Source organism: Lactobacillus amylovorus DSM 20531 (assembly GCF_002706375.1).
GTDB lineage: Bacteria > Bacillota > Bacilli > Lactobacillales > Lactobacillaceae > Lactobacillus > Lactobacillus amylovorus.
Genome location: NZ_CP017706.1, coordinates 269876 through 294034, shown reverse-complemented (window position 1 = coordinate 294034; position 24159 = coordinate 269876). Strand labels below are relative to the sequence as shown.

Genomic DNA, 24159 nt, shown 5'->3' with positions numbered 1-24159 from the left:
TGTGTCTGCATAATAATAAAGTTATGTAATTCTAATAAAATAAAAATTAAAAATAATTTCATAAAACTATTGAAAAACTAATATAGCGTGGTATTATTTAATCATCAACTTGATTCAAAGATTATTAATAAAAAAAGATATCCTAGATGGAGGAATAATTATATGAAATTAACAAAGGTATTTGGTTCTGTCGGAGTAGTTTCCGCAGCAGCATTAGCATTAGTTGCTTGTGGTCAAAAGACTTCAAATAATGCCGGTTCACAAGAAGCTAAAAAGTTTAAGGAAGAAACACCTGTTAAGCCTGTTAAAAAGGGTGGAACTTTATCTTACGCTATTGAAACAGATACTCCATTCACTGGTGTCTTCAACAATGAATTGTCAACTAGTCAAACTGACTCAGATGTATCACAATTTGGTAATGAAGCTCTTTTCGATACAGATGATAGCTACAAGATTAATAACAAAGGACCTGCTACTTTTAAACTTGACCGTAAAGCTAAGACCATCACAATTGAAGTCAAGAAGGGTGTTAAGTGGTCAGACGGCAAGCAAGTAACTGCCAAAGATGTTGAGTACGAATATGAAATTATGGCTAACAAAGCTTCTAAGTCTGAACGTTACACCGCTTCACTTCAAAATATTGTTGGTATGACAGAATACCACGATGGCAAGGCAAAGACTATTTCCGGAATCCAAATGCCAGATGGTGAAAATGGAAGAAAGGTAGTTCTTCACTTTAAGGAAATGAAACCAGGTATGCTTCAATCAGGTAACGGTTACTTCCTTGAAACTGCAAGTCCATATCACCAATTGAAGAACATTCCATTTAGCAAGTTGGAATCTTCAGATGCAGTTCGTAAGAATCCATTATTCTTTGGACCATTCCAAATCAGTAAGATCGTTCGTGGTCAATCAGTTACTTGGGTTCCTAACAAGTACTACTGGAGAGGTACACCAAAGCTTAACAAGATTACTGTTAGTGTTGTAAACCCTAACTCAGCATCACAAGCAATCAAGAGTCACAAGTTTGATATTGCTGGTGTTATCAACTCACAATGGCAACAAGTTAAGGACACTAAGGGTGTTAACTTTGTTGCAAAGATTCCTCTTCAATACAGCTACATGGGCTTTAAAGTTGGTAAGTGGGAAGATGGCAAGAACGTAATGGATCCTAAGGCTAAGATGAACAATAAATCATTACGTCAAGCTATGGCTTACGCAATGAACATCGACGCCGTTGAAAAGAGATATACTCAAGGCTTAACTTTCAGAATCCCAACTTTAATTCCTGCACAATTTGGTCAATACTTTGACAAGAATGTTAAGGGCTACAACTACAACCTTAAGAAAGCTAACCAATTGCTTGATAAGGCTGGCTACAAGAAGAAGGGTACCTACCGTGTACAACCTAATGGTAAGCCATTGACTATTCACCTTGCAGCTATGACTGGTTCATCAACTCAAGAACCAATCATCAGAAACTACATCCAACAATGGAAGAAGATTGGTTTGAACGTCAAGCTTACTGGTGGTCGTTTGATCGAATTTAACTCATTCTACGACAAGATCCAACACGATTCTAAGGATATTGACGTATTCATGGCTGGTTGGTCACTTTCAAGTGAACCATCACCAAATGACCTTTACAACGAAAAGGCACCATTTAACTACAGTCGTTTCGTAACTAAGAAGAACTCACAACTTCTTCAAGAAATGGACTCAGAAAAGGCCTTCAATACCAAGTACCGTGTTCAAAAGTTCCACGAATGGCAAAAGTACATGTTTGACCAAGCTTACGTAGTTCCAACTGTTAACGCATACTCAATTAACGCAGTTAACAGCAAGCTTACTGGCTACTCACTTAAGCCATCAGATGCTAACTCAGTATGGTACAAGGTTGGCTACGCAAAATAGTGTAATTAAGCACATTAGTAAAAATCTCCAAAATTTCTAAACAATAAATAATCCTTTACATAAACTTTCATATTAAAAATCTAATAACTAACATAAAAAAGCGACAGATGTCTTAAAAAGATACCTGCCGTTTTCATGCTATTGTAACTATTTTGTAATAGTGCTATTATTGATAGTATCAACTTGTTCCAAGTTATGGAGGATTTTTACTAATGAAAAAGGCAAAAGTATTTGCTGGCATTACACTTTTATCAGGTGTTGCTCTTACTTTAGCAGCTTGTGGGAAGCCATCTAATCAAAACGCTAACGAAGCTTCAACTGCTGCTAAGTTTAGTTCAGTTGTTCCAAAGAAGGCTACCAAGAACGGTGGTACTGTAAAGGTTGCTGTTGAAACCGATACCCCATTCACAGGTATTTTTAATGATGAACTTTCAACTTCAGCAACTGATACCGAAGTTATGCAATATGGTGCTGAATCACTTTTCTCAACTGATGATCATTATGTCTTCACTAATAAGGGTGCAGCTACCATTAATATTGACCAAAAGGCCAAGACTGCAACTATCAACATTAAGAAGGGCGTTAAGTGGTCAGATGGTAAGCAAGTAACCGCTAAGGACTACGAATACGCTTACGAAATTATTGCTAACAAGGATTCTAAGTCACAACGTTACACTGCAAGTTTAGCTGACTTGGTAGGTTTGAAAGAATACCACGAAGGTAAGGCAAGCACTATTTCTGGTCTTGAAATGCCAGATGGTGAAAATGGTCGTAAGGTTGTTCTTCACTTTAAGACTATGAAGCCAGGTATGAACACTAGTGGTAACGGCTACATCTGGGAAGCTGCAGCACCTTACCACTACTTAAAGGACGTTAAATTCTCAGACTTAATGTCAAGCGACAAGATCCGTAAGAAGCCTTTGTTCTTTGGTCCATATAAGCTTCAAAAACTTGTTCGTGGTCAATCAGCTACTTGGGTACCAAACAAGTACTACTACAAGGGCAAGCCAAAGCTTAGCAAGATTACCGCTACTGTAATCAACCCTAACTCAGTTGCTCAAAGTATTAAGTCAAACAAGTTTGACGTTATCCAAGTTATCAACTCACAATGGCCAAACGTTAAGAATACTAAGGGCGTTAACTTCATTGCTACTGTTCCACTTTCATACTCATACCTTGGCTTTAAGGTAGGTAAGTGGGACGCTAAGAAGGGCGAAAACGTAATGAACCCTAAGTCCAAGATGAACAACAAGGCTCTTCGTCAAGCCATTGGTTACGGTATGAACGTTAACCAAGTTGCTAAGCGTTACTCATACGGCTTAAGCTTTAGAATTCCTACTTTGATTCCTAAGCAATTCGGTGACTACTTCGACAAGGATGTTAAGGGTTACTCATACAACATTAAGAAGGGTAACGAAATCTTGGACAAGGCTGGATACAAGAAGAAGGGTACTTACCGTGTACAACCTAACGGTAAGCCTTTGACTATTCATCTTGCAGCTATGAGTGGTAATGCTAACCAAGAACCAATCATCCAAAATTACATCCAACAATGGAAGAAGGAAGGTTTGAACGTTAAGCTTACTGGCGGTCGTTTAATTGAATTTAACTCATTCTACGACAAGGTTCAAAACGATGACCCATCAGTTGATATGTTCATGGGTGCATGGTCACTTTCAAGTGAACCATCACCAAACGACCTTTACAGTCAAACAGCTCCAATGAACTACTCACGTTTCGTAACTAAGAAGAACACTCAACTTCTTGATGAAATGGACTCACAAAAGGCCTTCAACCACCAATACAGAATTGATAAATTCCACGAATGGCAAAAGTACATGGATGACGAAGCTTACGTTATTCCTGTATCAAACAGTTACACTATTACTGCAGTTAACAAGAAACTTACTGGCTACTCACTTAAGCCATCAGCTTCAATGGGTAACGGTTTCCCTAACTGGTACAATGTAGCTTACGCTAAGTAATAAAAATTACTAAATATTAAAAGACTACTTCATTTTTTTGAAGTAGTCTTTTTTTGACATTCAAATTTTAGTGGTAAAACTGGTATAATTTACTAGGTATAAAGGGGCAATTATCATGGTAAGTACAAAATTTTTAAAGAAATTAAAAGACGAATATAATGTTGAATTTAATAATGAAAAATTACTAGAAGAAGCATTTACGCATTCTTCATATTCAAATGAACACCCTGACGCTGGGATTCGTGATTATGAAAAACTAGAATTTTTAGGTGATGCCGTTCTGGAATTGGCTGTATCTAATTATTTGTATCGTCATTACCCTAAGTTAAATGAAGGTGAATTAACTAGATTAAGATCTAATATTGTTAGAACTGAAGGCTTCTCTGAATTTGCGATTGAATGTGGTTTTCAAAAAGAAATTCATTTGGGCAATGGTGAAGAAAAAGCTGGTGCTAGAAGCCGTAAAACTTTACTAGAAGACGTTTTTGAAGCTTTTAATGGTGCTTTATATCTTGATCAAGGGATGCCAGCAGTTGAGCACTTCCTGCATTTAACAGTTTATCCTTTAATTGATAAGGGTGAGTTTGATGATTCACGCGATTATAAGACAGACTTGCAGGAATTGTTGCAACAAAATGGTCCCGTTAATATTGAATATTCAGTCATCAGTGAATCACAATTGCCATCGCACTTTGAAGTTGAATTAAAGATCAATGATGAGGCTAAGACTCGCGGTGAAGGCCATAATAAGAAGGCGGCAGAACAACAAGCTGCCAAGGCTGCATTAAAAGAATTAGAGTAAGGGGACGAAAAAGTGCCATTAACAGAATTAGTGCTTGATGGTTTTAAATCATTTGCGGAAAAGACAACTATTCATTTTAATGACGGAATTACTGGCATCGTTGGACCTAATGGTAGTGGTAAAAGTAACATCACTGAAGCTATCCGTTGGGTAATGGGTGAATCCAGTGCTAAATCCCTTCGTGGTACCAACATGAAGGATGTCATTTTTGCTGGTAGTCAATATCGTAAGCCACTGAATAAAGCAGAAGTTACTTTAGTATTTGATAATAAAGATCGTGAATTGGCTTTTGACGCCGATCAAGTTTCAATTACCAGAAGAATTTTGCGTTCAGGCGACAGTGAATTCCTGATCAACAATCAACAAGTTAGAATGCGCGATGTTCGTGCACTTTTCCTTGATTCAGGAATTTCACCAAATAGTTTGTCCATTATTTCCCAGGGACGCGTTGATCAAATCTTAAATTCTCGTCCAGAACAAAGACGACTTATTTTCGAGGAAGCAGCTGGTGTGCTTCACTTTAAGCAGCAAAAAGAAGAAGCACAGACGCAACTCAAAAAGACACAAGATAACTTAATTAGAATTAATGATTTAGTTAAAGAACTCGAAGGTCGTCTTGAGCCGTTACATGAACAAAGCTCACTGGCTAAAGAATATCAATTTCAAAAGGCAGGTTTAGACAAGAAATTAAAGAGTCTATTGGCTTTTGAAATTGAAGATATCAACCGTCAAAAAGAAGATGTAGAAAAGTCTGCTAAGAAGAGTCAAGTTCTTTTATCTAAATTAGATAATGAAGTTAAGGATTCTCAAGATGCAGTTTCTGAAAAACGAGGCGAGTATAAGAAACTGCAAACTGAGCGTGATAATACGCAAAAGCAACTGCTTGAATTAAGTAAGAAGTTGTCCGATTTGGATGCTAGCTTGCAAATGGTAGAGCAATCTCGTCAGTTTGATGATGCGACTAAGGTCGAGTATCAAAATCAAGTTAAGAGTTTGAAAAATAGCCTGGTTAAATTAAATAAAGACTTGGCTTCTTTGCAAAAGAATGCGACAGAGTTAAAGGATAAGCAGGCTGTTTTACAAAAGCAACGTGATGAATTAACTGCAGAATTAAAGGAAGATCCAGAAGAATTAAATAAGAAACTGGAAAGCTGCAGAAATGATTATATTCAGTTGCTTCAAGATCAAGCGACGACTAATAACCAAATCGTTAACTTGAATACTGAATTAAAGCGAAGCAAAGCCGATACTAGTTATCAAAATAGCGATGTCTCAAAGCAATTAAGTGAGGCAAAGACTGAACTTGAGAAGCTCCGTGCCGAAGGCAAAACTTTAACTGAAAAGCGCAAGAGTGAAAAGATCAAGTTAGCCGAAGTTGGCGATCAAAATAGCGACTTGACTAATAAGGTTAATCAATTGCGTCAGACAGTTGCCGATGAGCGAGGAAAATTAGAAAAAATTGAGGCTCGTCATGAAGCTTTAGTTAACATCCAAAAACGTCACGAGGGTTATTACTATGGTGTTCGTAATGTTTTAAACAACATGAATGCCTTTCCTGGCGTAATTGGTGCAGTAGGTGAATTGATTTCCTTCCCAGTTGAACTAGAAGCTGCGATGACCACTGCTCTTGGGGGCGGCGTTCAGGATTTAATTACCGATAGCAGAATTAGTGCTAGAAACGCAATTAACCAATTGAAGCGCAATCGTACAGGTCGTGCCACTTTCTTGCCATTAGACGGTTTGCGTCAATATGGCATCCCTCAATCAACCGTTACTACACTTGAATCATATGAGGGGTTTAGAGGCGTAGCTAGCGATTTAGTTGAAAGCAAAACTGAGCGTAATATTAACGCTGCAATCAATTACTTATTGGGTAGCGTAATTATTGTAGATACGATTGATACTGCTTTATCTATTTCTAAGCGCATCAATCGCTATCGAATCGTTACTTTGGATGGGGATGTAATTTCACCTGGTGGTTCCATGACTGGTGGACAAAGAAATCAGCGGAATAACTCTCCATTGCAAACCGCTACTGAAATCAATCAGTTAGAAGCACAAATCAAGACTTTGACTAAGACTTTGAGAGAAGATCAGAATCAACTTGAAACCTTAGTTGATCAAGCCCAAAGAGCAAATGCTGAATTGCAAAAGCTTCAAAGTTCTTTGCAAGAAACTAATCAAGCAATTAATGAAGTTGCTATTTCTTTCCAAAGTCAAGAAAAAGAAGTTAAGCGTTTAACCGATGCTAATAATTTGTACGAATCTAGAATCAAAGAACGTGATTCTCGGATTAAAGAATTAAAGCAGCAGATTGAAGAAGCTCAAACCAAGCAAAATGAATTGACTAAGCAAGGTAAAGAGCAAAGAACTGCAATGAATCAGCTGCAAGAGCGAATTAGAAACTTTAACAGCTTGAGTCAAAAGGTTCAAGATCAGCTTTCCAAGTTGGATCCAGATATTGCGGTTTATACCAACAAATTAGAAAACTTGCGTAGACAAGAAAATGAGAAGAAACAGCAGATTAGAAATAATCAAGAACAAACTGCTGATTTGACGCACAAACTGCAAGACTTAACTCAAAGTGGTGAGCGTTTAGTTCAAAAGAATACCGATCTGAAGAAGCAAAAAGCAGACCTCAAGCAGCAAACTGAAGACTTACAAACCAAGTTGAATGAGCTTAGTTCACAATTGGGTCAATTTGATGCGCAAATCAATCAGCTGGATCAAGTAGCTAGTCGAAACTATGAATTGCGTAAGGATGCCGCGATTGAACAAGAAGGCTATTCAGTGCAACTAGCTAAGTTCAACAGTGCAATTAATCAACGTCTTGAAACTTTGCGTGATGATTACTCATTAACTTATGAGGCAGCTCTTGCTCAGGCTGAAGGCGAAAATGATGAAGACACCAGAAATGAATTAGCTAAGAGCGTTAAACTGCATCGCATGTCAATTGAAGATATTGGTCCAGTTAATCTTGATTCAATTCAAGAATATGAAAATGTTAAAAAGCGTTATGACTTCTTGAGTGGTCAACAAAACGACTTGCTTAAGGCACGTGACGATCTTGAAAAGTCCATGAATGAACTTGATGAAGAGGTTAAAACTCGATTCAAGGATACGTTTAATACAATTGCAGACAGCTTTAAGCAAATCTTCCCTGTAGTCTTTGGCGGAGGAAAGGCTAAACTTGAACTAACCGAGCCAAATAACCTGCTTGAAACAGGAATTGAAATTATCGCTCAACCACCTGGCAAGAAATTGCAACGCTTAAGTCTGCTTTCTGGTGGTGAAAGAGCCTTAACTGCTATTACTTTGCTGTTCGCAATGTTGCAAGTAAATCCAGTACCATTCTGTGTACTAGATGAGGTGGAAGCTGCCCTTGATGATGCAAATGTAACTCGATTTGCCCAGTTTTTGCTTAAGTACGATATGAAGACGCAGTTTATTGTAATTACTCATAGACGTGGAACTATGCGTAAGGCTGATCAATTGTATGGTGTAGTAATGCAAGAATCTGGTGTTTCTCAAGTATTGTCTGTATCATTAAAAGAATTAAAGAACAAACATGAGGTGAGATAATTGGGATTATTTGATCGAATTAAAAAGTCTCTCTTTGGTAAAAAAGACGAGGACGGAGAAGAGAAAAAAGAAGAACAGCCAAAACAAGAGGAAGAAGAAAAGCAAGAACAAGGATCAGAAGAATCAGCTGAACCTGAAAAAGAAGAGTCAGCTGAAGAAACTGCTGCAACAGAAGAATCTGAAGCAGAAACTACCTCTGAGGCTGAAAATGAACCTACATCTGAAACTGAAGTAGAACCAAAACCACAAGCTACTGAAGTAGAAAATTCTGAAGAGTCTGAACCAGTAGAAGAGAAGCCAGCCGAAGAAAAAACACATGTGGCTGAATCTGAAACTGAAGAAGAACAACCAGCAGAGCAAGAAAATGATGAGGAAAAATCTTCTGATGAAGAAGATGCTCAAGAAAAGCTTTATGAAAAGGGGCTTGAAAAAACCAATAAAGGTTTTGGTGCGCGTTTAAATGCCTTCTTTGCAAGATTTAGATCAGTAGATGAAGACTTCTTTGATGATCTTGAAGATTTGTTGATTGAATCTGATGTTGGTTTTGAAACAGCTGAACAATTAACTGATGAATTGCGTGAAGAAGCTAAGTTGCAAAATGCTAAATCACGTGATGATTTGAAGCAAGTAATCGTTGAAAAATTGGTTGACCTTTACGACCAAGGGGGTCAAGGTAAGGATGAAAAATTAGCTTACGATCCTGACGCTAAACCTAATGTTTACCTTTTTGTCGGAGTTAACGGTGCCGGAAAGACTACTACTATTGGTAAATTGGCTAAACGCTTTAAAGATGAAGGCAAATCCGTTATTTTGGCTGCAGCCGATACTTTTAGAGCAGGTGCGGTTGAACAATTGGAAGAATGGGGCAAGCGTGTTGGTGTCCCTGTTATAACTGGTAAAGAGAAGGCAGATCCTGCTTCAGTTGTCTACGATGCTACTGAACGGGCAATTAAAGAACAAGCTGATTATCTGTTAGTTGATACAGCAGGTCGTTTGCAAAATAAGAAGAACTTGATGGCTGAGCTTGAAAAGATTCAAAGAACGATCAAGAAATTATTGCCTGAACAACCAGCAGAAACTTTATTGGTTCTTGATGGTTCAACTGGACAAAATGCCCTTTTGCAGGCCAAAGACTTTGACAAGACCACTAAGTTAACCGGTTTAGTTTTAACTAAGCTTGATGGCTCTTCAAAGGGTGGAGTTGTTTTGGCAATCCGTAACGAAATGAAGTTGCCAGTTAAATTGGTTGGTTTAGGCGAAAAAGCAGAAGATTTGGCAGATTTTGATGCCGCAAATTATGCTATTGGTCTTTTCCATGGCTTAGTCTAGTGATAAAGTTAGAGTATATACTATATTAATAATAAGGAGAATTTTATGAAAGAATATAGCGCTTGTACTACTATTTTGGTAGGTAAGAAAGCATCAATCGACGGCACTACTATGATTGCTCGTAACGACGATACTTTTCGTCCTATTACCCCACAAAAGTTCATTATTGAACCAGCTCGTCATGGTGAAAAGAAACACATTAAGTCATGGCTTAACAAGTTTGAAATGGATCTTCCAGAAGATGCTCAACGTGTTCCAGCTGTTCCTAATGTTGATTACAAGCACCGTGGTTACTACGATGAAAGTGGCATTAACCAAGAAAACGTTGCTATGTCATGTACTGAATCAACTTACGGTAACGAAAGAACTTTAGCATTCGATCCACTCGTTAAGGATGGTTTGGACGAAGATTGTATGCAAACTTCAGTATTGCCATACATTCACTCAGCTCGTGATGGTGTTAAGTACTTGGGTAAATTAATTGCTAAGTATGGTTCTCCTGCAGGTAACTCAGTTTTATTCAGTGACAAAGACGAAATCTGGTACATGGAAATTGTTACTGGTCACCACTGGGTAGCAGAACGTATCCCAGATGACTGCTACGCTGCAACTGGTAACCGTGTTGCTATTGAACAAGTTGACTTCGATAATCCTGACTACTTCATGTGGAGTGAAGGTATTCAAGAATTCGTTGAAGAACATCATTTGAACCCAGATCACGAAGGCTGGAACTTCCGTCACATTTTCGGTACTTACACTGAACAAGACCGTCACTACAACACTAACCGTCAATGGTACATTCAAAAGTTGTTCAACCCAGAAATTGAACAAGATCCACAAGATGGTGATATTCCATTCATCCGTAAGGCTGCTAAGAAGATTACCAAGGAAGATATTGAATTTGCATTAGGTTCACACTACCAAGACACTCCATACGATCCATTTGGCAAGGGTACTGAAGAAGAAAAGCACCGTTACCGTCCAATTGGCTTGAACCGTACGCAAAACGCTCATATCTTGCAAATCAGAAGTGATGTTCCAGAAGACCGTGCCGCAATTATGTGGTTATGTATTGGTGGTCCAACATTTACTCCATTCATTCCATTCTTTGCTAACATGAACGATACTGATCCTTCATTTAACAATACTTCAATGGATTACAACATGAATGACGCATGGTGGTACTACAAGTCATTTGCAGCCATTGTAGAAAGTCACTACCCACAATTTGTTCAACTTGATACTACTTACCTTACTGAACTTAACCGTTACTTCAGAGGTCGTGTTGAAGAAATTATCAAGGACTCGGAAGGCAAGTCAGGCGATGAATTGACTGAATTCTTGACTAAAGAAAACCAAAAGACTGTTGCTCATACTCGTAAGGAAACTGAAAAGTTATGGGGGCAAATGATGATTGACTCAATCAACATGTCTAAGTTAACTTTCAACATGGATGAAAATCTTTAATAATGGATAAAAAAAGCAGCGTTTCGCTGCTTTTTTGTGAATTTAAAAGGAAGATATAGATGGCAGAAGGTACAATTGGCTCATTTCTGACTAAGATCAGTAATGAAGTTGAAAAACAAATGGATGACGATTTAAAGAGCTTCGGTATTAGTGCTAATGAACTTGAAGTTTTAATTGAATTACGTCATCATAAGAATGGTAAGTCTTTTAGCAAGTTAGCTAAAGAAATTCATGTAACTGATGAAAAGCTTAAGCAATTAATTTCTGAGCTTGAACAAAAGAATTTGATCACCTTTTCAGATAATACGGCCGTTGAAACTGATAAAGGTATCGATTTGTGCAAGAAGATTGAAAAGCACCGTGAAGATACTGATCAAACAATTACAGGGATGTTAAGCAAAGATGAAACTTTAGGCTTAGTAAAAGTATTAAAGAAGATGCTTAAATCAAGCGAAGATAAGGATTAATTGATGGCATTAAAAAAGTGACTAGGAATTTTTCCTAGTCACTTTTTGTTTACAGAATAATTATCTCTTTTTATCTAAGATAGAGTGATGGATACCGTAGCCGAAGTAAATAATTAATCCTAAAATGAACCAGATACCAGCGTAAAGCTTAGCTTGATAGTCTAATCCTAAGAAGACGATTAAAGCAGCTAAGAAGCCTAAAGCAGGCAATACTGGGTAAAATGGCATCTTAAATGAAGGATCATCAATATCTTTACCTTCACGTGGACGTAATTTGTAAATACCTAATGATACAAACATAAATGCAATTAAGGTTCCCGCAGAAACAAGTTGTGACAACATTGAGAATGGGAAGAAGGCACCAAGCAAGATGGCAACGACAGTTAAAGTCCATAATGCATTGTTTGGTCGACGATCTGCATTTAATTTACCTAACCATTTAGGAAGCATTCCGTCACGGCCAAATGAATAAATCAATCTTGAACCTGCCATGCTCATTCCAATTAAAGCAGTAAACATACCAAGTACTGCAATGGTTTGTACAGTGATTGCTACGATTGGATGTCCGGCATAACGAAGGGCAAGTCCAACTGGTTCAGCTGAGTTAGCATATTTTTGGTATGGCATCATCCCGACAAGGACAAGACTAACGACAACAAATAAGGTAACGGCAATAGCCAATGAACCTAAGATACCACGTGGCATCGTCTTTTGTGGATCAATGGCTTCAGCTGAGTTGGCCGCAATTGAGTCAAAACCGATATATGATAGGAAGATCATTGAAACACCGGCATAGATTCCTTGCCAACCACCAAATGGTCCGTTAGATGTCATACGGTATTTTGGAATAAATGGAACGAAGTTTGAGCCTTTAATTGCAGTTAAACCTACCAAAATAAAGAGTAAGATAGCTAAAACTTTTAAGATAACCAAGCCATTTTCTACACGAGCTGCACGTGATACACCGCGACTAATCAAGATTGAAACTAATAGGATAGAAACCAGCGAAATGATATCGATAATTCCGCCGTTGTTACCAAACGCATTTGATAAAGAGTTTGGTAATTTAATTCCCATTGGGGCAATTAATGCTCGGAAGTTAGCGGAAAGTCCTGAACCAACGAAAGCCAAGGCGATAAAGTATTCTGCAAGCAGCGCCCATCCGGCAACCCAACCCCAGAATTCACCAAAAACAACGTTGATCCATGAATAAGCTGAACCTGCAAATGGCATAGCCGCTGCCATTTCTGCATAAGCAAAGGCCACGAGACCAGCGGCAACCGCGGCTAAGATAAATGAAATTGCGACAGCAGGACCGGTGTGCATAGCTGCAACTTCTCCCGGCAAGGTAAAAATTGAAGCAGAAACGATCGTTCCGACGCCTAATGCTAAGAAGTCTTTTACTTTTAATGAGCGAACCAGGTGTCCATCCTTGTTTTCATAGACGCGTGGATCTTCTTTTTTGTTCATTCTTTGCCAAAGATTCACAACGTAACTCCTCCTTAAAATAATATAGTATGTAATTAATTATAATTAAAAATACGTTAAAACATCAACTATTTAATTTTGAAAATCTTGCTTTAATAATATCGAAATCGCTTACTTTTAGTTATAAGCAAAAATTTTTGATGCCTCAACATGGGCAGTTGCTTTTATAGCGGGGATGCTATGGACTATTGGATAAATTGGACAGTTCATTTCATATACTCGAATTGGTGTTAGTGGTACTATTCCACTTTCAGCCGGTTTCCAATTAGTAGGTAACTCATTGATTGGTGTTTTAATCTTTGGCGAGTGACCAACAGCTCAAGCCAAAGTCATTGCTTTCTGGATTTATTCAAGTTTCCCAAAGCTGATTGCTAAGGATATCAATCCAGGCGTAAATGGCTTAGATTATATTTTCCCAGAAATGCTTGGTGTTTTAGTTGGTACTGTAATTTATGTTATTGGTTCACATTCAACTGCAGTTTATCGCAATAAGATGATCTGGCGAAACAGTCTTGCTGGTGTTGAATTTGGTATTGGTACACTATTTTATCTATTTTCTGCTAAGCAAAATGGTGTGACTAATGCGTTTATTTACAGTCAACTTTGCTCAGTAATTTCAACATTTGGTGGTATCTGGTTCTTACATGAAGAAAAATCTAAACGTGAATTGACCTACATTATTATCGGGTTGATTTTTATCGTCGGTGGTAGTATTTTAACCGGTTTTGCCAAGTAAAATTAGAAAAGAAGGGTCTTGATCGTTTTGATCAGGGGCCTTTTTTGATATACTAAAGGCTGGTGAAACTTAATGGATGAATTAACTAAAAACGAAGAGCTTGGCGATTTATATGCCTATTACGGCACATTGCTGACTCGGGGCCAACAATCATATTTTGAAGATTATTACTATAATGATTTGTCCCTAGGTGAAATTGCTGTAAATCATCATGTATCAAGACAAGCCGTTTATGATAATTTGAAACGGTCGAGCAAAATTTTGCAGAACTATGAAGACAAGCTTCATATGCGCCGGGATAATGACCATATTGAAAATGTATTGGCGGACGTATTATTGTCGATTGATAATGATGATAGTCAAACTGCTAAAAATGAAATAACGAATTTATTAAATCAATTGAGGGGAGAGTAACCCATGGCTTTTGAAAATTTAAGTGAACGAATTCAAAAAGCATTAAAAAATTTAACTGGTAAGGGTAAGATTTCAGAAGAAGATATTAATAAAGCTAGTCGTGAAATTAGATTGGCTTTGCTTGAAGCCGACGTTAATTTCAAGGTCGTTAAGGACTTTATCAAGACGATCAAGAAAGAAGCATTGGGTAAGGAAGTTCAAGAGAGCTTAAACCCTGGTCAACAAGTAATTAAGATTGTTAATGAACAATTAACTAAGATGATGGGTGAGGAAGCAGTTCCTCTTAATAAGTCTAAGCATATTCCTACCATTATTATGATGGTTGGTTTGCAAGGTACTGGTAAGACTACTACTGTTGGTAAACTTGCATATCACTTGCAAAAGACCGAGAAGGCTCGTCCGCTTTTAATTGCCGGAGATATTTACCGTCCTGCTGCCGTAGATCAGTTGAAGCAAATCGGTGAACAATTGAAGGTGCCAGTATTTAGCGAAGACGGTGAAAAAGACGTTGCTAAAATCGTTCAAGATGGTTTAGCTGAAGCCGATAAGAATAAAAACGATTATGTTTTAATCGATACGGCTGGTCGTCTTGAAATTGATGAACCATTAATGGAAGAACTTGAACGAGTAAAGAAGGTTGCCAACCCTGACAACATCTTGCTTGTAGTTGATGCCATGACTGGTCAAGCTGCTACCGATGTGGCTAAGGGCTTTGATGAACGTCTTGACGTTACTGGCGTTATCTTGACTAAATTGGATGGTGATACCCGTGGTGGTGCTGCACTTTCAATTCGTGCCGTTACTGGTAAGCCAATCCTCTTCACTGGTCAAGGTGAAAAATTAAGTGACTTGGATGTCTTCCACCCAGACAGAATGGCCTCAAGAATCCTTGGTATGGGTGATATGCTTTCCTTAATTGAAAAGGCTCAACAAGATTACGATGCCAAGGAAGCACAAAAAGTTGCTGAAAAGATGCGTGAAAATACCTTCGACTTCAATGACTTTGTCGATCAACTTGAACAAGTACAAAAGATGGGACCTTTGGATCAAATTATGAAGATGATTCCTGGTCTTGCTAATAATCCTCAACTTAAGAATTTGAGCGTTGATCAAAAGCAAATCGCTCATACTGAAGCGATTGTTTACTCAATGACTGAAGAAGAACGTGAAAATCCAGATATTTTGAATCCTAGCCGTCGTAGAAGAATTGCTGCCGGTTCTGGTCGTCCCGTTGTTGAAGTAAACCGAATGATCAAGCAATTTAAGCAAATGCGCGAAATGATGAGCAAGGTTACTAAGGGTAACATGAAGGGCTTAAGCAACTTGCCTGGTATGGATTCACCAATGGCCAAGATGGCTATGCGCCGCATGAATAAGAATTTCAAGAAGAACAAGAAGAAGCGTCTGCGTAAGGTTAAGAGATATCATTCATAAAAAATGAAGCTGTTAAGGAAAAATACTTTACACCCATTTGCTTTGGTGGTATATTATTAATCGTTAAGTTTTAGGAGGAAATTAATTTATGTCAGTTAAAATTCGTATGCACCGCGCTGGTGCCAAGAGAAAGCCATTCTACAGAATCGTTGTTGCAGACTCACGTATGCCACGTAACGGTCGTTTCATCGAACAAGTTGGTTACTACAACCCAGTTTCACAACCAAAGGAATTGAAGCTTGACGAAGACAAGATCTTTGAATGGTTACAAAAGGGTGCACAACCTTCAGACACTGTTAGATCACTTCTTTCAGGTGCTGGCTTGATGGCTAAGTTGCACGATGCAAAATACAACAAGTAATTTGCTATTAGAGAAAGCTTGATGCCGAGTGCTTCAAGCTTTTTTTGTTACTACAAAGGAGAAAAAATGCAATATTTTGATGTTGCAAAGATTTTAACCACGCATGGCCTAAATGGTGAAGTTAAAGTTAATGTGATTACAGATTTCCCGGAAGATCGTTTTGCGGAAGGGATGCAGCTAGCTTTAAAGGCTGATACTGATCGAATTTTGACTATTAAAAAGAGCCGTCCTTTCAAACAATTTTGGCTGCTTCAATTTGATGAAGTAAATGATATTGATGATGCAGAAAAACTTCGTGGTCAAATTTTGGTAGTTAGTGAAGATAATCGTGGTGAATTGCCAGAAGGTGTTTATTACTACAAAGATATTTTTGAATGCGATGTGATTGATGAAGAATCTGGAAAAAGATTAGGTAAAATTACCGATATTCAATCGCCCGGTGCTAATGATATTTGGTTAGTTCATGAAGATGACGGTAAAGAATATTGGATTCCTAATATTGCAGACGTAGTAAAAAAGGTTGATGTTCCTAACAAGAAGGTTTATGTAGAATTAATGGAAGGCTTGCGCGATGAAGATTAATGTTTTAACCCTTTTTCCAGATATGTTTACTCCATTACAAGTTTCAATGTTAGGGCGTGGTCTTGAAGACAAAAAGTGGGATCTCAATTTAGTTAATTTCCGTGATTTCACTACCGATGTTCATCATCATGTTGATGATACCCCATATGGTGGTGGAGCCGGCATGGTTTTACAAATCATGCCAATCAAGAAGGCACTTGATTCACTTCCTTCAACTGGTAAGATAATTATTACTGCGCCACAAGGCAAAACCTTTAATGAAAAAATGGCACAGGATTGGGCTAAGGAAGATGAATTAACCTTTATTTGTGGTCACTATGAAGGCTTTGACCAACGCGTGTATGACTTAGCTGATGAAACAGTTTCAATTGGCGATTACGTCTTAACTGGCGGTGAATTGCCAACAATGAGCATGATTGATGCTACTGTGCGCTTAATTCCTGGTATCTTGGGTAATGCGGCCAGTCCAGTTGAAGAGAGCTTCTCTCATGGCTTGCTTGAATACCCACAATATACTCGCCCAGCAGACTTTGAAGGCCAAAAGGTGCCGGAGGTTTTAACTAGTGGCAACCACCAAAAGATTGACGAATGGCGCCATTATGAAGCTTTAAAGGCAACTTATCTTCATCGACCTGATATGCTTGAAAAGCGTGAGCTTTCAGATGAAGAAAAGAAGATGCTGGCTGACATTAAAGCTGAAGCAAAGTCAACTACCCTAGACTGAAGTCTAGGGCTTAGTGGCTCGTTAGCTTGCGCTAACCAGAACACCAACTTGCTTAGATACGGACTTGACTTACCAGCAATAGTCTTTTGACTATTGCCGATAGAGGTCGTCTAATTACCAAAGCCTTTTAAGTCCGCAAGTTGCTAACGGACTGCAGCCTTTCTAGGCTGCTTTTTTTATTTTAGGATTTTGCCACTTGCTTAATCCTTTTTCTAAGATATTCACTGCCGCATTCCAATCACGAATATGGGGCATTCGACAAATTGGACAAGTCCACTCCCGATCCTTAAGGGTTAATTTCTTATAACCATTTTGGCCCATAATACTGCCACAAGCATGACAGCGTTGAGTAGTATATTTAGGATCAATTGTTAGAAATTCTTTACCATATAGATCTGCCTTATAAGCCAGCATATTCAGGAAACTACGCCAGCCGACATCAGAAATTGATTGCGACAAGGCATGATTCTTTAACAGGTTTCTGTTTCTTAATTCCTCGGCAACTACTAAATCGTGGTTTTTGATTAGTGCAGTTGAGAGTACTTGTAAAAAGTCATTACGCTGTCTTCTGATCTTATCGTGCAGTTTAGCGACTATTAGACGCTGTTTTTGATAGTTTTTTGCTAGCCACAAATTGCGTCCTTCTTTTTTTGCCCGGCGCTGCCTGCGAGACAAGACACGTTGGGCATGGGCCAGCTTCTTTTTGGTTTTGCGATAAAATCGTGGATTAGCGACCATTGCTCCGTTAGATGCTGTTAGGAAGTTATCTAAATTGAGGTCAATGCCAATTTGACTTTGTGTTTTAGGTAATTCCTTAACAAAAGCAGTATCGCTGCCTAATTGCATAGACAGGTAGAACTGGTCATCAGCGGTCTTTTTTATCGTGACTGTGCCAATTCTAGTTGGTATCTGCTTAAGCAAGCGCTCTTTAATCAGTTTTCTAAAACCAGCAATGCGGACAATTCCCAGCTTAGGCAATTTAATATGTTTAGCATCAATAAATCTAGCTGTCCCGTTATCAAGATAGGCTTCTGACTGCTTAGGATATTGACAGTTGGTCTGATATGACCAGTCGCTGCGTTTTTTGTGAAAAGTCGGAATTCCATGACCAATCTTGCGATAGTTGTTCCAAGCTTTCTGATAGTTTTGAATCGCATTGGCAAGAGCGAGACTATCAATTTCTTTAACACGTAAAAAGCTATAAGCATCACGAATATTCTTAGGCTTAGCCAATAATTCATTATTGATGACTACTGTTTCTGCCAGTTGGACTTCATAGCTATTAAGAGCAGAAAAAGCAAAGGGCATTGCTCGATTTTGCCTATTAGCTAAATAACGTTTAGCATGGTAGCTAGTCCGATTGCGTCCTACATAAGAGTTGTAGACAAAGCGCTGCGCATCATAGTTTAGTTTAATGATTTTCTTTTGCTTAGAACTAGGATAAAAGCGAAGCTTAACGCCAAAATGATAGGTTAAACTGCTCATTCTTTTCATGTATTTCACCTCCTTGTATTATTGTAATTTGATTATAGCCTATGTATATCTTATAATCAACAGTAAATAGATACATAGTAGACGAAAGGATATTAGACTATGAATAATAAGAGAGACAAAATAAAAGACGCAGGCTATGAAAAACACTACGTCTATAATGCACACTATCATCTAATTTGGTGTACTAAATACCGCAATCAAATCTTTACTAACCAAGACCTTGCACAAGAGATGCGAGACCTGCTCAAGCAAATAGCTGAAGATAATCAAATCAAAATTGAAAAAATGGAGGTAATGCCTGAACATATTCATTTGCTTATCAGCTTTAGACCATCAAAATCAGGTTCAAGCGTAGTCAAAGCACTCAAAGGAAGAAGTGCTTTTTTATTCTTCAAGAATCATCCCGAAATTAAGCAAAACAAGATGTGGGGCGGACATTTATGGTCACCCAGCTATTACTTTGGTAGCATAGGGAATATGTCTAAAGAAGTAGTAGAAAAGTACATTAATGACCAGATCTACAATGCCGTTAGAGACGGCAAGCCCTATCCATCCCCGCATTAAAATACGGGGATTTTCGGGCGTTTTTCATTAAAACAAGAATATCTAAAAGGATCATCCCATGGCTGGTAAAAAGGCAGCTGCTAGATTGATGATTATTTCAATCAGGAGAATCCAGCTAAGTTTGATCTGAAGTTTTGACAATTTGAAATGAATACTGATTAAAAACAAAACTCGGATCATTAGCAGCATGAGGATCAAAGAAAAACTAAATAAAATTTTGCTTTCAAGATTCCCATCAATGATTACTAGGTGAAGACTAACGTCAATTAAGAAGATAAAAAGAATTACTAATAAAAATAACCAGCCTGTAAGAGATGTAGCAATCGAAGAATTTAGTTGAATATGAAGTTCACCTAAAACTTGATAATATACAGCTGCCAATAGCGCAACCAAAATTATACAAAGAGTGAATTGAATGAATCGGTTCCAATTGATCGGCGTTTTGCTAAAGTCGTAAAGACTTGAAATGATTTCTCCTAAAGCGATCATTGTCATTAGACCGTAGCGTTCAATCAATGAATCTTTGATTATATGAACCATGTTGATTCTTTCATATTCTCGCTCAAGACGAGAACTAGCGAACATAACTACAAAGATATTGATTAGAGTTCCGACTATTAAGAACCAGAATAAAAGCTGATTACTAAAAAAAGAGGTCGCAGGCAATGATTGCAGCTGTAACAAGTTATACCCCAAACTCTGGCAGCTGGTCCGTGTGTTTTATCAAAGATTCCTAAACCGATCCAGACAGCACCCATAAACAGTTCTAAGATGATATATAGCCAAGTTATATGATGGAAATTACCGTTTACTGCTTCAGGGATGAAAATACTAGCTAAGCCAATTAAGATCATATCAATATTAATAATTAAAATGTTGATAATTGAATCGTTACCATGGTTATCAAAATAACCACTGAACCCGCCCTAACCCCAAATTAGCCAGAAAAATGTCAGGATTGCATTAATAAATCCGGTTAGTGTTTGATGTTCTAGTAAGCTTTCCATTAGTCGTGAAAAGACTACAGCAAAAATTAAATCATAGAATAATTCTAATCAAGAAATTTTACGGTTTTTAATCACATTTTCGATAGTACGTGGCTTGCCCCCAAAATTTACTATTTTATTCATTCATTACACTTCCTTGATTTATAAAAAATATTTTACTACAAAGATAAAAAAGCTAGGTTGGTAATTGATTTTTAACTTGAACAGTTAGTCTAACCTTGTTATACTAGTAAGCGTGGATTTTCCACGGAATTTATAAGTTATGGGTGTTCCGCTGGCGCTGGTGCGTTGATGAAGACCGAAGAAGGAGAAAATATATTATGGATCCATTAATTCAAGAATTAACTAAAGAACAAATTCGTGATGATATTCCTGCTTTCCGTGCAGGTGATACTGTTACTGTTCACGTACGTGTTGTTGAAGGTACTCACGAACGTATTCAGTTATTCGAAGGTGTTGTAATTAAGAAGAAGGGTACTGGCATCGGTGCTACTTACACTGTTCGTAAGATTGCTTCAGGTGTTGGTGTTGAAAGAACTTTCCCAGTTAACGACCCACGTGTTGCTAAGGTAGAAGTTAAGCGTCATGGTCGTGTACGTCGCGCTAAGCTTTACTACTTACGTGAACGTCACGGCAAGTCAGCAAGAATTGCTGAAGCACGTCGTTAATAAAATGAAAAATGGTCGATTCGTAAGAATCGACTATTTTTTTATTATACTTTGTGAAAATATTTAGCTGTGAAACTGCTGTGTAACATAGCGTTTTTATCACAAAGTATAAAAATATACTTAACAAATATTAATATATCAGCAATACTAATTTGTGAAATTAAATTTTAAAAATCTAATATTTCATGTGGAATTAACGCAAAAACCGCCAGTTATCCACACCGGCGGTTTTTTTCACATATCTTAAATTGTGTTTATTATAACCTAAAAAGCAAAAAAGTGAAATGATTCTCTGTATTACTTATAATGTACATGTTAAGTAAGAAGGGAGGAAAAGTGGTTGAACTATCCTCAAGAGTTGATAGATGAAGTTAAAAAGCGTTCTGCAGGTATGCGACTTGAAGGAATCAATTCAGGTAGTGGACCTAAGCATCCTAAGTTGATGATTATTGGTGAAGCACCCGGCAGAAATGAAATAGTTAATAACATTCCTTTTAGCGGGGATGCAGGCAAAGAATTAAATAAATCTTTAGCGCAGATAGGTTTAACTAGGGATGATGTCTACATAACTAGTGCAGTCAGAAGCAGACCATATGCAATTAAAAAGGTCTTTAGTAAACGTGAGAATAAGGAAGTTACTAAGTATCCCAATCGCAAGCCAACCAAAAAGGAAGTTTTAGCCCATGCACCTTTTTTAGACTATGAAATAGATTATGCGCAAACTAAATTAATAGTCGCTTTAGGCAATACCGGATTGGAACGTTTGCTTGGTCCAGGACATAAAATATCGAAAGAACATGGCAAAGTAATTGAAAATACGCCAATTTTACGGCTCAATCCACAAAAAGATGGTTATGTTTGGTCAAAACAAAAATACACGATCTTTCCTGAATATCATCCAGCTGCTGTTTTTTACAATCGCAAACTAAGTGATAATATTATTAAAGATTGGAATATAATTAAGCCTTATCTAGAAAAGGAAAAATAATGAGTAACGAAACTTTTTTAATACCTATTAGACAAAATAATGATTTATCTGATGTTGCCTTAAATGAGTTGAGAATGGATTTGGATGAGCATCCTCTAAATCAACGTAAATATACTGAACTTGCATATTTGCCTGGCAACAGCCGCAAGTATAGTTTGAATAGTGTTAAAACGATTGAAAGTCCATTGCGTCATAAGAAGATTTTGTTCTTAGGTTCATCAGTTACTTTTGGCTTTGGTGCCTTAGGTGAATCATTCGTAGATTATTTATGGAGGAAAGACGGAATCGACGCTATTAAAGATGCTGAAAATGGCACGACTTTGGTAGATCAAGATACAAGCTATCATGGTGACTCATACGTTGCCCGTTTTAAGGAAGAGCTTACAGAAGATAGGCCAGATATGCTTGTCTTGCAACTGTCAACTAATGATGCCAATACCAATCAAAAACTGGGTAAAATCAGTTCAGATGATACTTTTGATACGCAAACCATTATTGGCGCAATTGAGTATATCATCAATGAAGCACACAAAAAGTGGGATTGTCCTATTTTGATTTATACCAATCCATACTTTGAAAGTAATTTGTATGAACAAATGGTAGATAGTACGCTTGAACTTGCTAAAAAATGGGGAGTTCAAGTACTGGATCTTTATCATAATTCCGAATTTAAAAAGCAAGATTCACTTTATATGGCTGATGAAATCCATCCAACGCGTGCTGGCTATTTAGAGAAATGGATGCCTTTATTTGAAGAGCAGCTAAACAATCTTTTGCTAAAAAATAAGCTAAATTTAATTTAGCTTATTTCGTGAATATTATTAATCAATATTGTTACGGTAAAGGCTAACAACCTTACCCAAAATGCTTACCTTTGGCAAAATGATTGGATCCATAGTATCATTTTCAGGTTGGAGGCGGTAATGACCGTTTTCCTCGTAGAAACGCTTAACTGTGGCTTCATTTTCTTCGGTCATAGCAACAACAATTTCACCGTTGTTAGCTGAATTTTGTTTTCTGACAATGACGCTATCGCCATTAAGAATACCAGCGTTGATCATACTTTCACCGTGAACCTTAAGCATGAAGAGTTCACCAGCATCATTTTCCAAATCTGGTGGAAGTGGGAAGTATTCATCAATGTCTTGTACTGCAAGGATTGGTTGACCTGCGGTAACCACGCCGACAACTGGAATTTCCTTTGGCTTAATGCCAAGGGCATCTTTACCTTCAGGGGTAATTTCCAAGGCACGTGGCTTAGTAGCGTCCTTAATTAATAAGCCTTTGCGCTCAAGACGAGCTAAATGTCCGTGGACAGTTGAAGTTGAAGATAGATTAACTGCGGTACAAATCTCACGCACTGTAGGTGGGAAGCCGCGATGTTCGACAGTGTCATAAATATAGCGTAAAATTTCTAATTGTTTAGTTTCACTATTCTTTTTAGGCATATTTTTTCTCCGTTTATGAAAACTATTATTTTATTCGTTAAAATTAATTTTAACAGAAAAGCCTAGCAATCTCAAACAGGCGTTCTTTGAAAAGTGCTTTTTTTTGAGAGAAAAATACGGTAGACTAGGAATGTTATGTGAGGTGGATATTATGAATAAGGATATTATGAGCAAAGAAGAAGAAAAAAAGGTAACTGACCGTATTAACGAACTTTACCACAAGAAGGTAAAGGAAGGTCTAACTCCTGAAGAAGAAGCTGAACGTAAGGAACTTCATGAGAAGTTTATTGCCAACTTTAGAGCAGCCTTTAAGCAAGACGTTGAAGATATGGTAATTATCGATAAAAACGGTAAAGAAGTAACCTCAGAAAGAGCAAAACGTGCTCAAAGAAGAAAAGGTCTTAGAAAAGATTAATTAAGCCTTTTAAAAAAGTGAAAAATTATGTAAGATATTATTGTTAGTTAGATGGAGGATATAATATGAATTTAGGTTTAGCAATATTTTTGATTATTATTGCACTTTTAGTTGGTGCAACAGCAGGTTTTTATGGTGCAAGAGCATACATGAAGAAATACTTTAAGGAAAATCCTCCTATTAGTGAAGATATGATCGTTGCTATGATGTCTCAAATGGGACAAAAGCCTTCTAACAAGAAGGTTCATCAAGTAATGAACATGATGAAGCATCAACAAAAGTAATTATTA

General features: G+C 37.6%; 22 protein-coding genes and 2 pseudogenes. 19 read left to right on the top strand and 5 right to left on the bottom strand.

Going from position 1 to position 24159, the window contains the following annotated elements; translation table 11 throughout:
- Window positions 1-162 precede the first annotated feature (162 nt).
- The 7 genes from LA20531_RS01415 (at window position 163) to LA20531_RS01385 (ending at window position 11546) form a co-directional block, all read left to right on the top strand.
- Window positions 163-1914 (top strand): oligopeptide ABC transporter substrate-binding protein, encoded by a 1752-nt coding sequence (locus LA20531_RS01415; RefSeq protein ID WP_056940337.1) that lies wholly within the window; start codon window positions 163-165, stop codon window positions 1912-1914.
- A gap of 212 nt (window positions 1915-2126) precedes the next feature.
- Complete coding sequence (locus LA20531_RS01410; protein WP_056940338.1) at window positions 2127-3899, top strand: oligopeptide ABC transporter substrate-binding protein; 1773 nt, start codon at window positions 2127-2129, stop codon at window positions 3897-3899.
- Between the two features lie 115 nt (window positions 3900-4014).
- On the top strand, window positions 4015-4701 hold the full coding sequence (gene rnc / locus LA20531_RS01405) for a ribonuclease III (protein WP_056940339.1): 687 nt from the start codon (window positions 4015-4017) through the stop codon (window positions 4699-4701).
- Between the two features lie 12 nt (window positions 4702-4713).
- The gene (smc, locus tag LA20531_RS01400) at window positions 4714-8283 is read left to right on the top strand and encodes a chromosome segregation protein SMC (protein WP_056940340.1); all 3570 of its coding nucleotides are present in this window, start codon (window positions 4714-4716) and stop codon (window positions 8281-8283) included.
- Window positions 8284-9612, top strand: a complete 1329-nt coding sequence (gene ftsY, locus LA20531_RS01395; RefSeq protein WP_082589032.1) for a signal recognition particle-docking protein FtsY — start codon at window positions 8284-8286, stop codon at window positions 9610-9612.
- Between the two features lie 45 nt (window positions 9613-9657).
- The gene (locus tag LA20531_RS01390; RefSeq protein ID WP_056940341.1) at window positions 9658-11079 is read left to right on the top strand and encodes a C69 family dipeptidase; all 1422 of its coding nucleotides are present in this window, start codon (window positions 9658-9660) and stop codon (window positions 11077-11079) included.
- Between the two features lie 59 nt (window positions 11080-11138).
- Window positions 11139-11546 carry a MarR family winged helix-turn-helix transcriptional regulator gene (locus tag LA20531_RS01385; protein WP_056940342.1) on the top strand — a complete coding sequence of 136 codons (408 nt, stop codon included), beginning with the start codon at window positions 11139-11141 and terminating at the stop codon, window positions 11544-11546.
- Between the two features lie 60 nt (window positions 11547-11606).
- Here the strand turns inward: LA20531_RS01385 and LA20531_RS01380 are convergent, their stop codons facing one another.
- On the bottom strand, window positions 11607-13034 hold the full coding sequence (locus LA20531_RS01380) for an APC family permease (RefSeq protein ID WP_056940343.1): 1428 nt from the start codon (window positions 13032-13034) through the stop codon (window positions 11607-11609).
- Window positions 13035-13230: 196 nt separating this feature from the next.
- Between LA20531_RS01380 and LA20531_RS01375 the strand changes: the two are divergent.
- The 6 genes and pseudogenes from LA20531_RS01375 (at window position 13231) to trmD (ending at window position 17285) form a co-directional block, all read left to right on the top strand.
- A pseudogene (locus LA20531_RS01375) lies at window positions 13231-13770 on the top strand (GRP family sugar transporter).
- A gap of 72 nt (window positions 13771-13842) precedes the next feature.
- The gene (gene ylxM, locus LA20531_RS01370) at window positions 13843-14184 is read left to right on the top strand and encodes a YlxM family DNA-binding protein (RefSeq protein ID WP_013438168.1); all 342 of its coding nucleotides are present in this window, start codon (window positions 13843-13845) and stop codon (window positions 14182-14184) included.
- Window positions 14185-14187: 3 nt separating this feature from the next.
- The gene (gene ffh / locus LA20531_RS01365; RefSeq protein ID WP_056940345.1) at window positions 14188-15618 is read left to right on the top strand and encodes a signal recognition particle protein; all 1431 of its coding nucleotides are present in this window, start codon (window positions 14188-14190) and stop codon (window positions 15616-15618) included.
- Window positions 15619-15706: 88 nt separating this feature from the next.
- Complete coding sequence (gene rpsP / locus LA20531_RS01360; RefSeq protein ID WP_056940346.1) at window positions 15707-15979, top strand: 30S ribosomal protein S16; 273 nt, start codon at window positions 15707-15709, stop codon at window positions 15977-15979.
- A 66-nt stretch (window positions 15980-16045) separates the two neighbouring features.
- Window positions 16046-16561: a ribosome maturation factor RimM gene (gene rimM, locus LA20531_RS01355; protein WP_056940349.1), complete on the top strand. Its 516-nt coding sequence runs from the start codon at window positions 16046-16048 to the stop codon at window positions 16559-16561.
- A complete protein-coding gene (gene trmD, locus LA20531_RS01350; RefSeq protein ID WP_056940347.1) occupies window positions 16551-17285 on the top strand; it encodes a tRNA (guanosine(37)-N1)-methyltransferase TrmD in 735 nt (244 codons plus the stop codon). Before rimM ends, trmD begins: the two co-directional genes overlap by 11 nt.
- A 162-nt stretch (window positions 17286-17447) precedes the next feature.
- Here trmD and LA20531_RS01345 read toward each other — a convergent pair whose 3' ends face one another.
- Window positions 17448-18779 (bottom strand): RNA-guided endonuclease InsQ/TnpB family protein, encoded by a 1332-nt coding sequence (locus LA20531_RS01345; protein WP_099202226.1) that lies wholly within the window; start codon window positions 18777-18779, stop codon window positions 17448-17450.
- A gap of 99 nt (window positions 18780-18878) precedes the next feature.
- Between LA20531_RS01345 and tnpA the strand changes: the two genes are divergently transcribed.
- Window positions 18879-19343, top strand: a complete 465-nt coding sequence (gene tnpA, locus LA20531_RS01340; protein WP_099202224.1) for an IS200/IS605 family transposase — start codon at window positions 18879-18881, stop codon at window positions 19341-19343.
- Window positions 19344-19394: 51 nt separating this feature from the next.
- Here the strand turns inward: tnpA and LA20531_RS11885 are convergent, their stop codons facing one another.
- Entirely contained in the window at window positions 19395-20009 is a 615-nt protein-coding gene (locus tag LA20531_RS11885; protein ID WP_082589049.1) for a low temperature requirement protein A, read from the bottom strand.
- A gap of 260 nt (window positions 20010-20269) precedes the next feature.
- Window positions 20270-20386: pseudogene (locus tag LA20531_RS11880) on the bottom strand (low temperature requirement protein A); the annotation flags it as partial.
- A gap of 284 nt (window positions 20387-20670) precedes the next feature.
- On the opposite strand from LA20531_RS11880, the gene rplS reads away from it, so the two are divergent.
- The 3 genes from rplS to LA20531_RS01310 all read left to right on the top strand — a co-directional run bounded on the left by rplS (window position 20671) and on the right by LA20531_RS01310 (window position 22809).
- Window positions 20671-21018, top strand: a complete 348-nt coding sequence (gene rplS / locus LA20531_RS01320; RefSeq protein WP_003629071.1) for a 50S ribosomal protein L19 — start codon at window positions 20671-20673, stop codon at window positions 21016-21018.
- A 340-nt stretch (window positions 21019-21358) separates the two neighbouring features.
- Window positions 21359-22006 (top strand): uracil-DNA glycosylase, encoded by a 648-nt coding sequence (locus LA20531_RS01315; protein WP_056940608.1) that lies wholly within the window; start codon window positions 21359-21361, stop codon window positions 22004-22006.
- Entirely contained in the window at window positions 22006-22809 is an 804-nt protein-coding gene (locus LA20531_RS01310) for an SGNH/GDSL hydrolase family protein (protein WP_056940609.1), read from the top strand. Before LA20531_RS01315 ends, LA20531_RS01310 begins: the two co-directional genes overlap by 1 nt.
- Window positions 22810-22827: 18 nt before the next feature.
- On the opposite strand, the gene lexA is transcribed toward LA20531_RS01310, so the two are convergent.
- Window positions 22828-23454, bottom strand: a complete 627-nt coding sequence (gene lexA, locus LA20531_RS01305; RefSeq protein ID WP_056940610.1) for a transcriptional repressor LexA — start codon at window positions 23452-23454, stop codon at window positions 22828-22830.
- A 151-nt stretch (window positions 23455-23605) separates the two neighbouring features.
- Between lexA and LA20531_RS01300 the strand changes: the two genes are divergently transcribed.
- Window positions 23606-23869, top strand: coding sequence for a DUF896 domain-containing protein (locus LA20531_RS01300; protein ID WP_081775143.1), 264 nt, complete (start codon window positions 23606-23608; stop codon window positions 23867-23869).
- Window positions 23870-23934: 65 nt separating this feature from the next.
- Window positions 23935-24153 carry a YneF family protein gene (locus LA20531_RS01295; RefSeq protein WP_013438154.1) on the top strand — a complete coding sequence of 73 codons (219 nt, stop codon included), beginning with the start codon at window positions 23935-23937 and terminating at the stop codon, window positions 24151-24153.
- The last annotated feature ends 6 nt before the right edge of the window (window positions 24154-24159 follow it).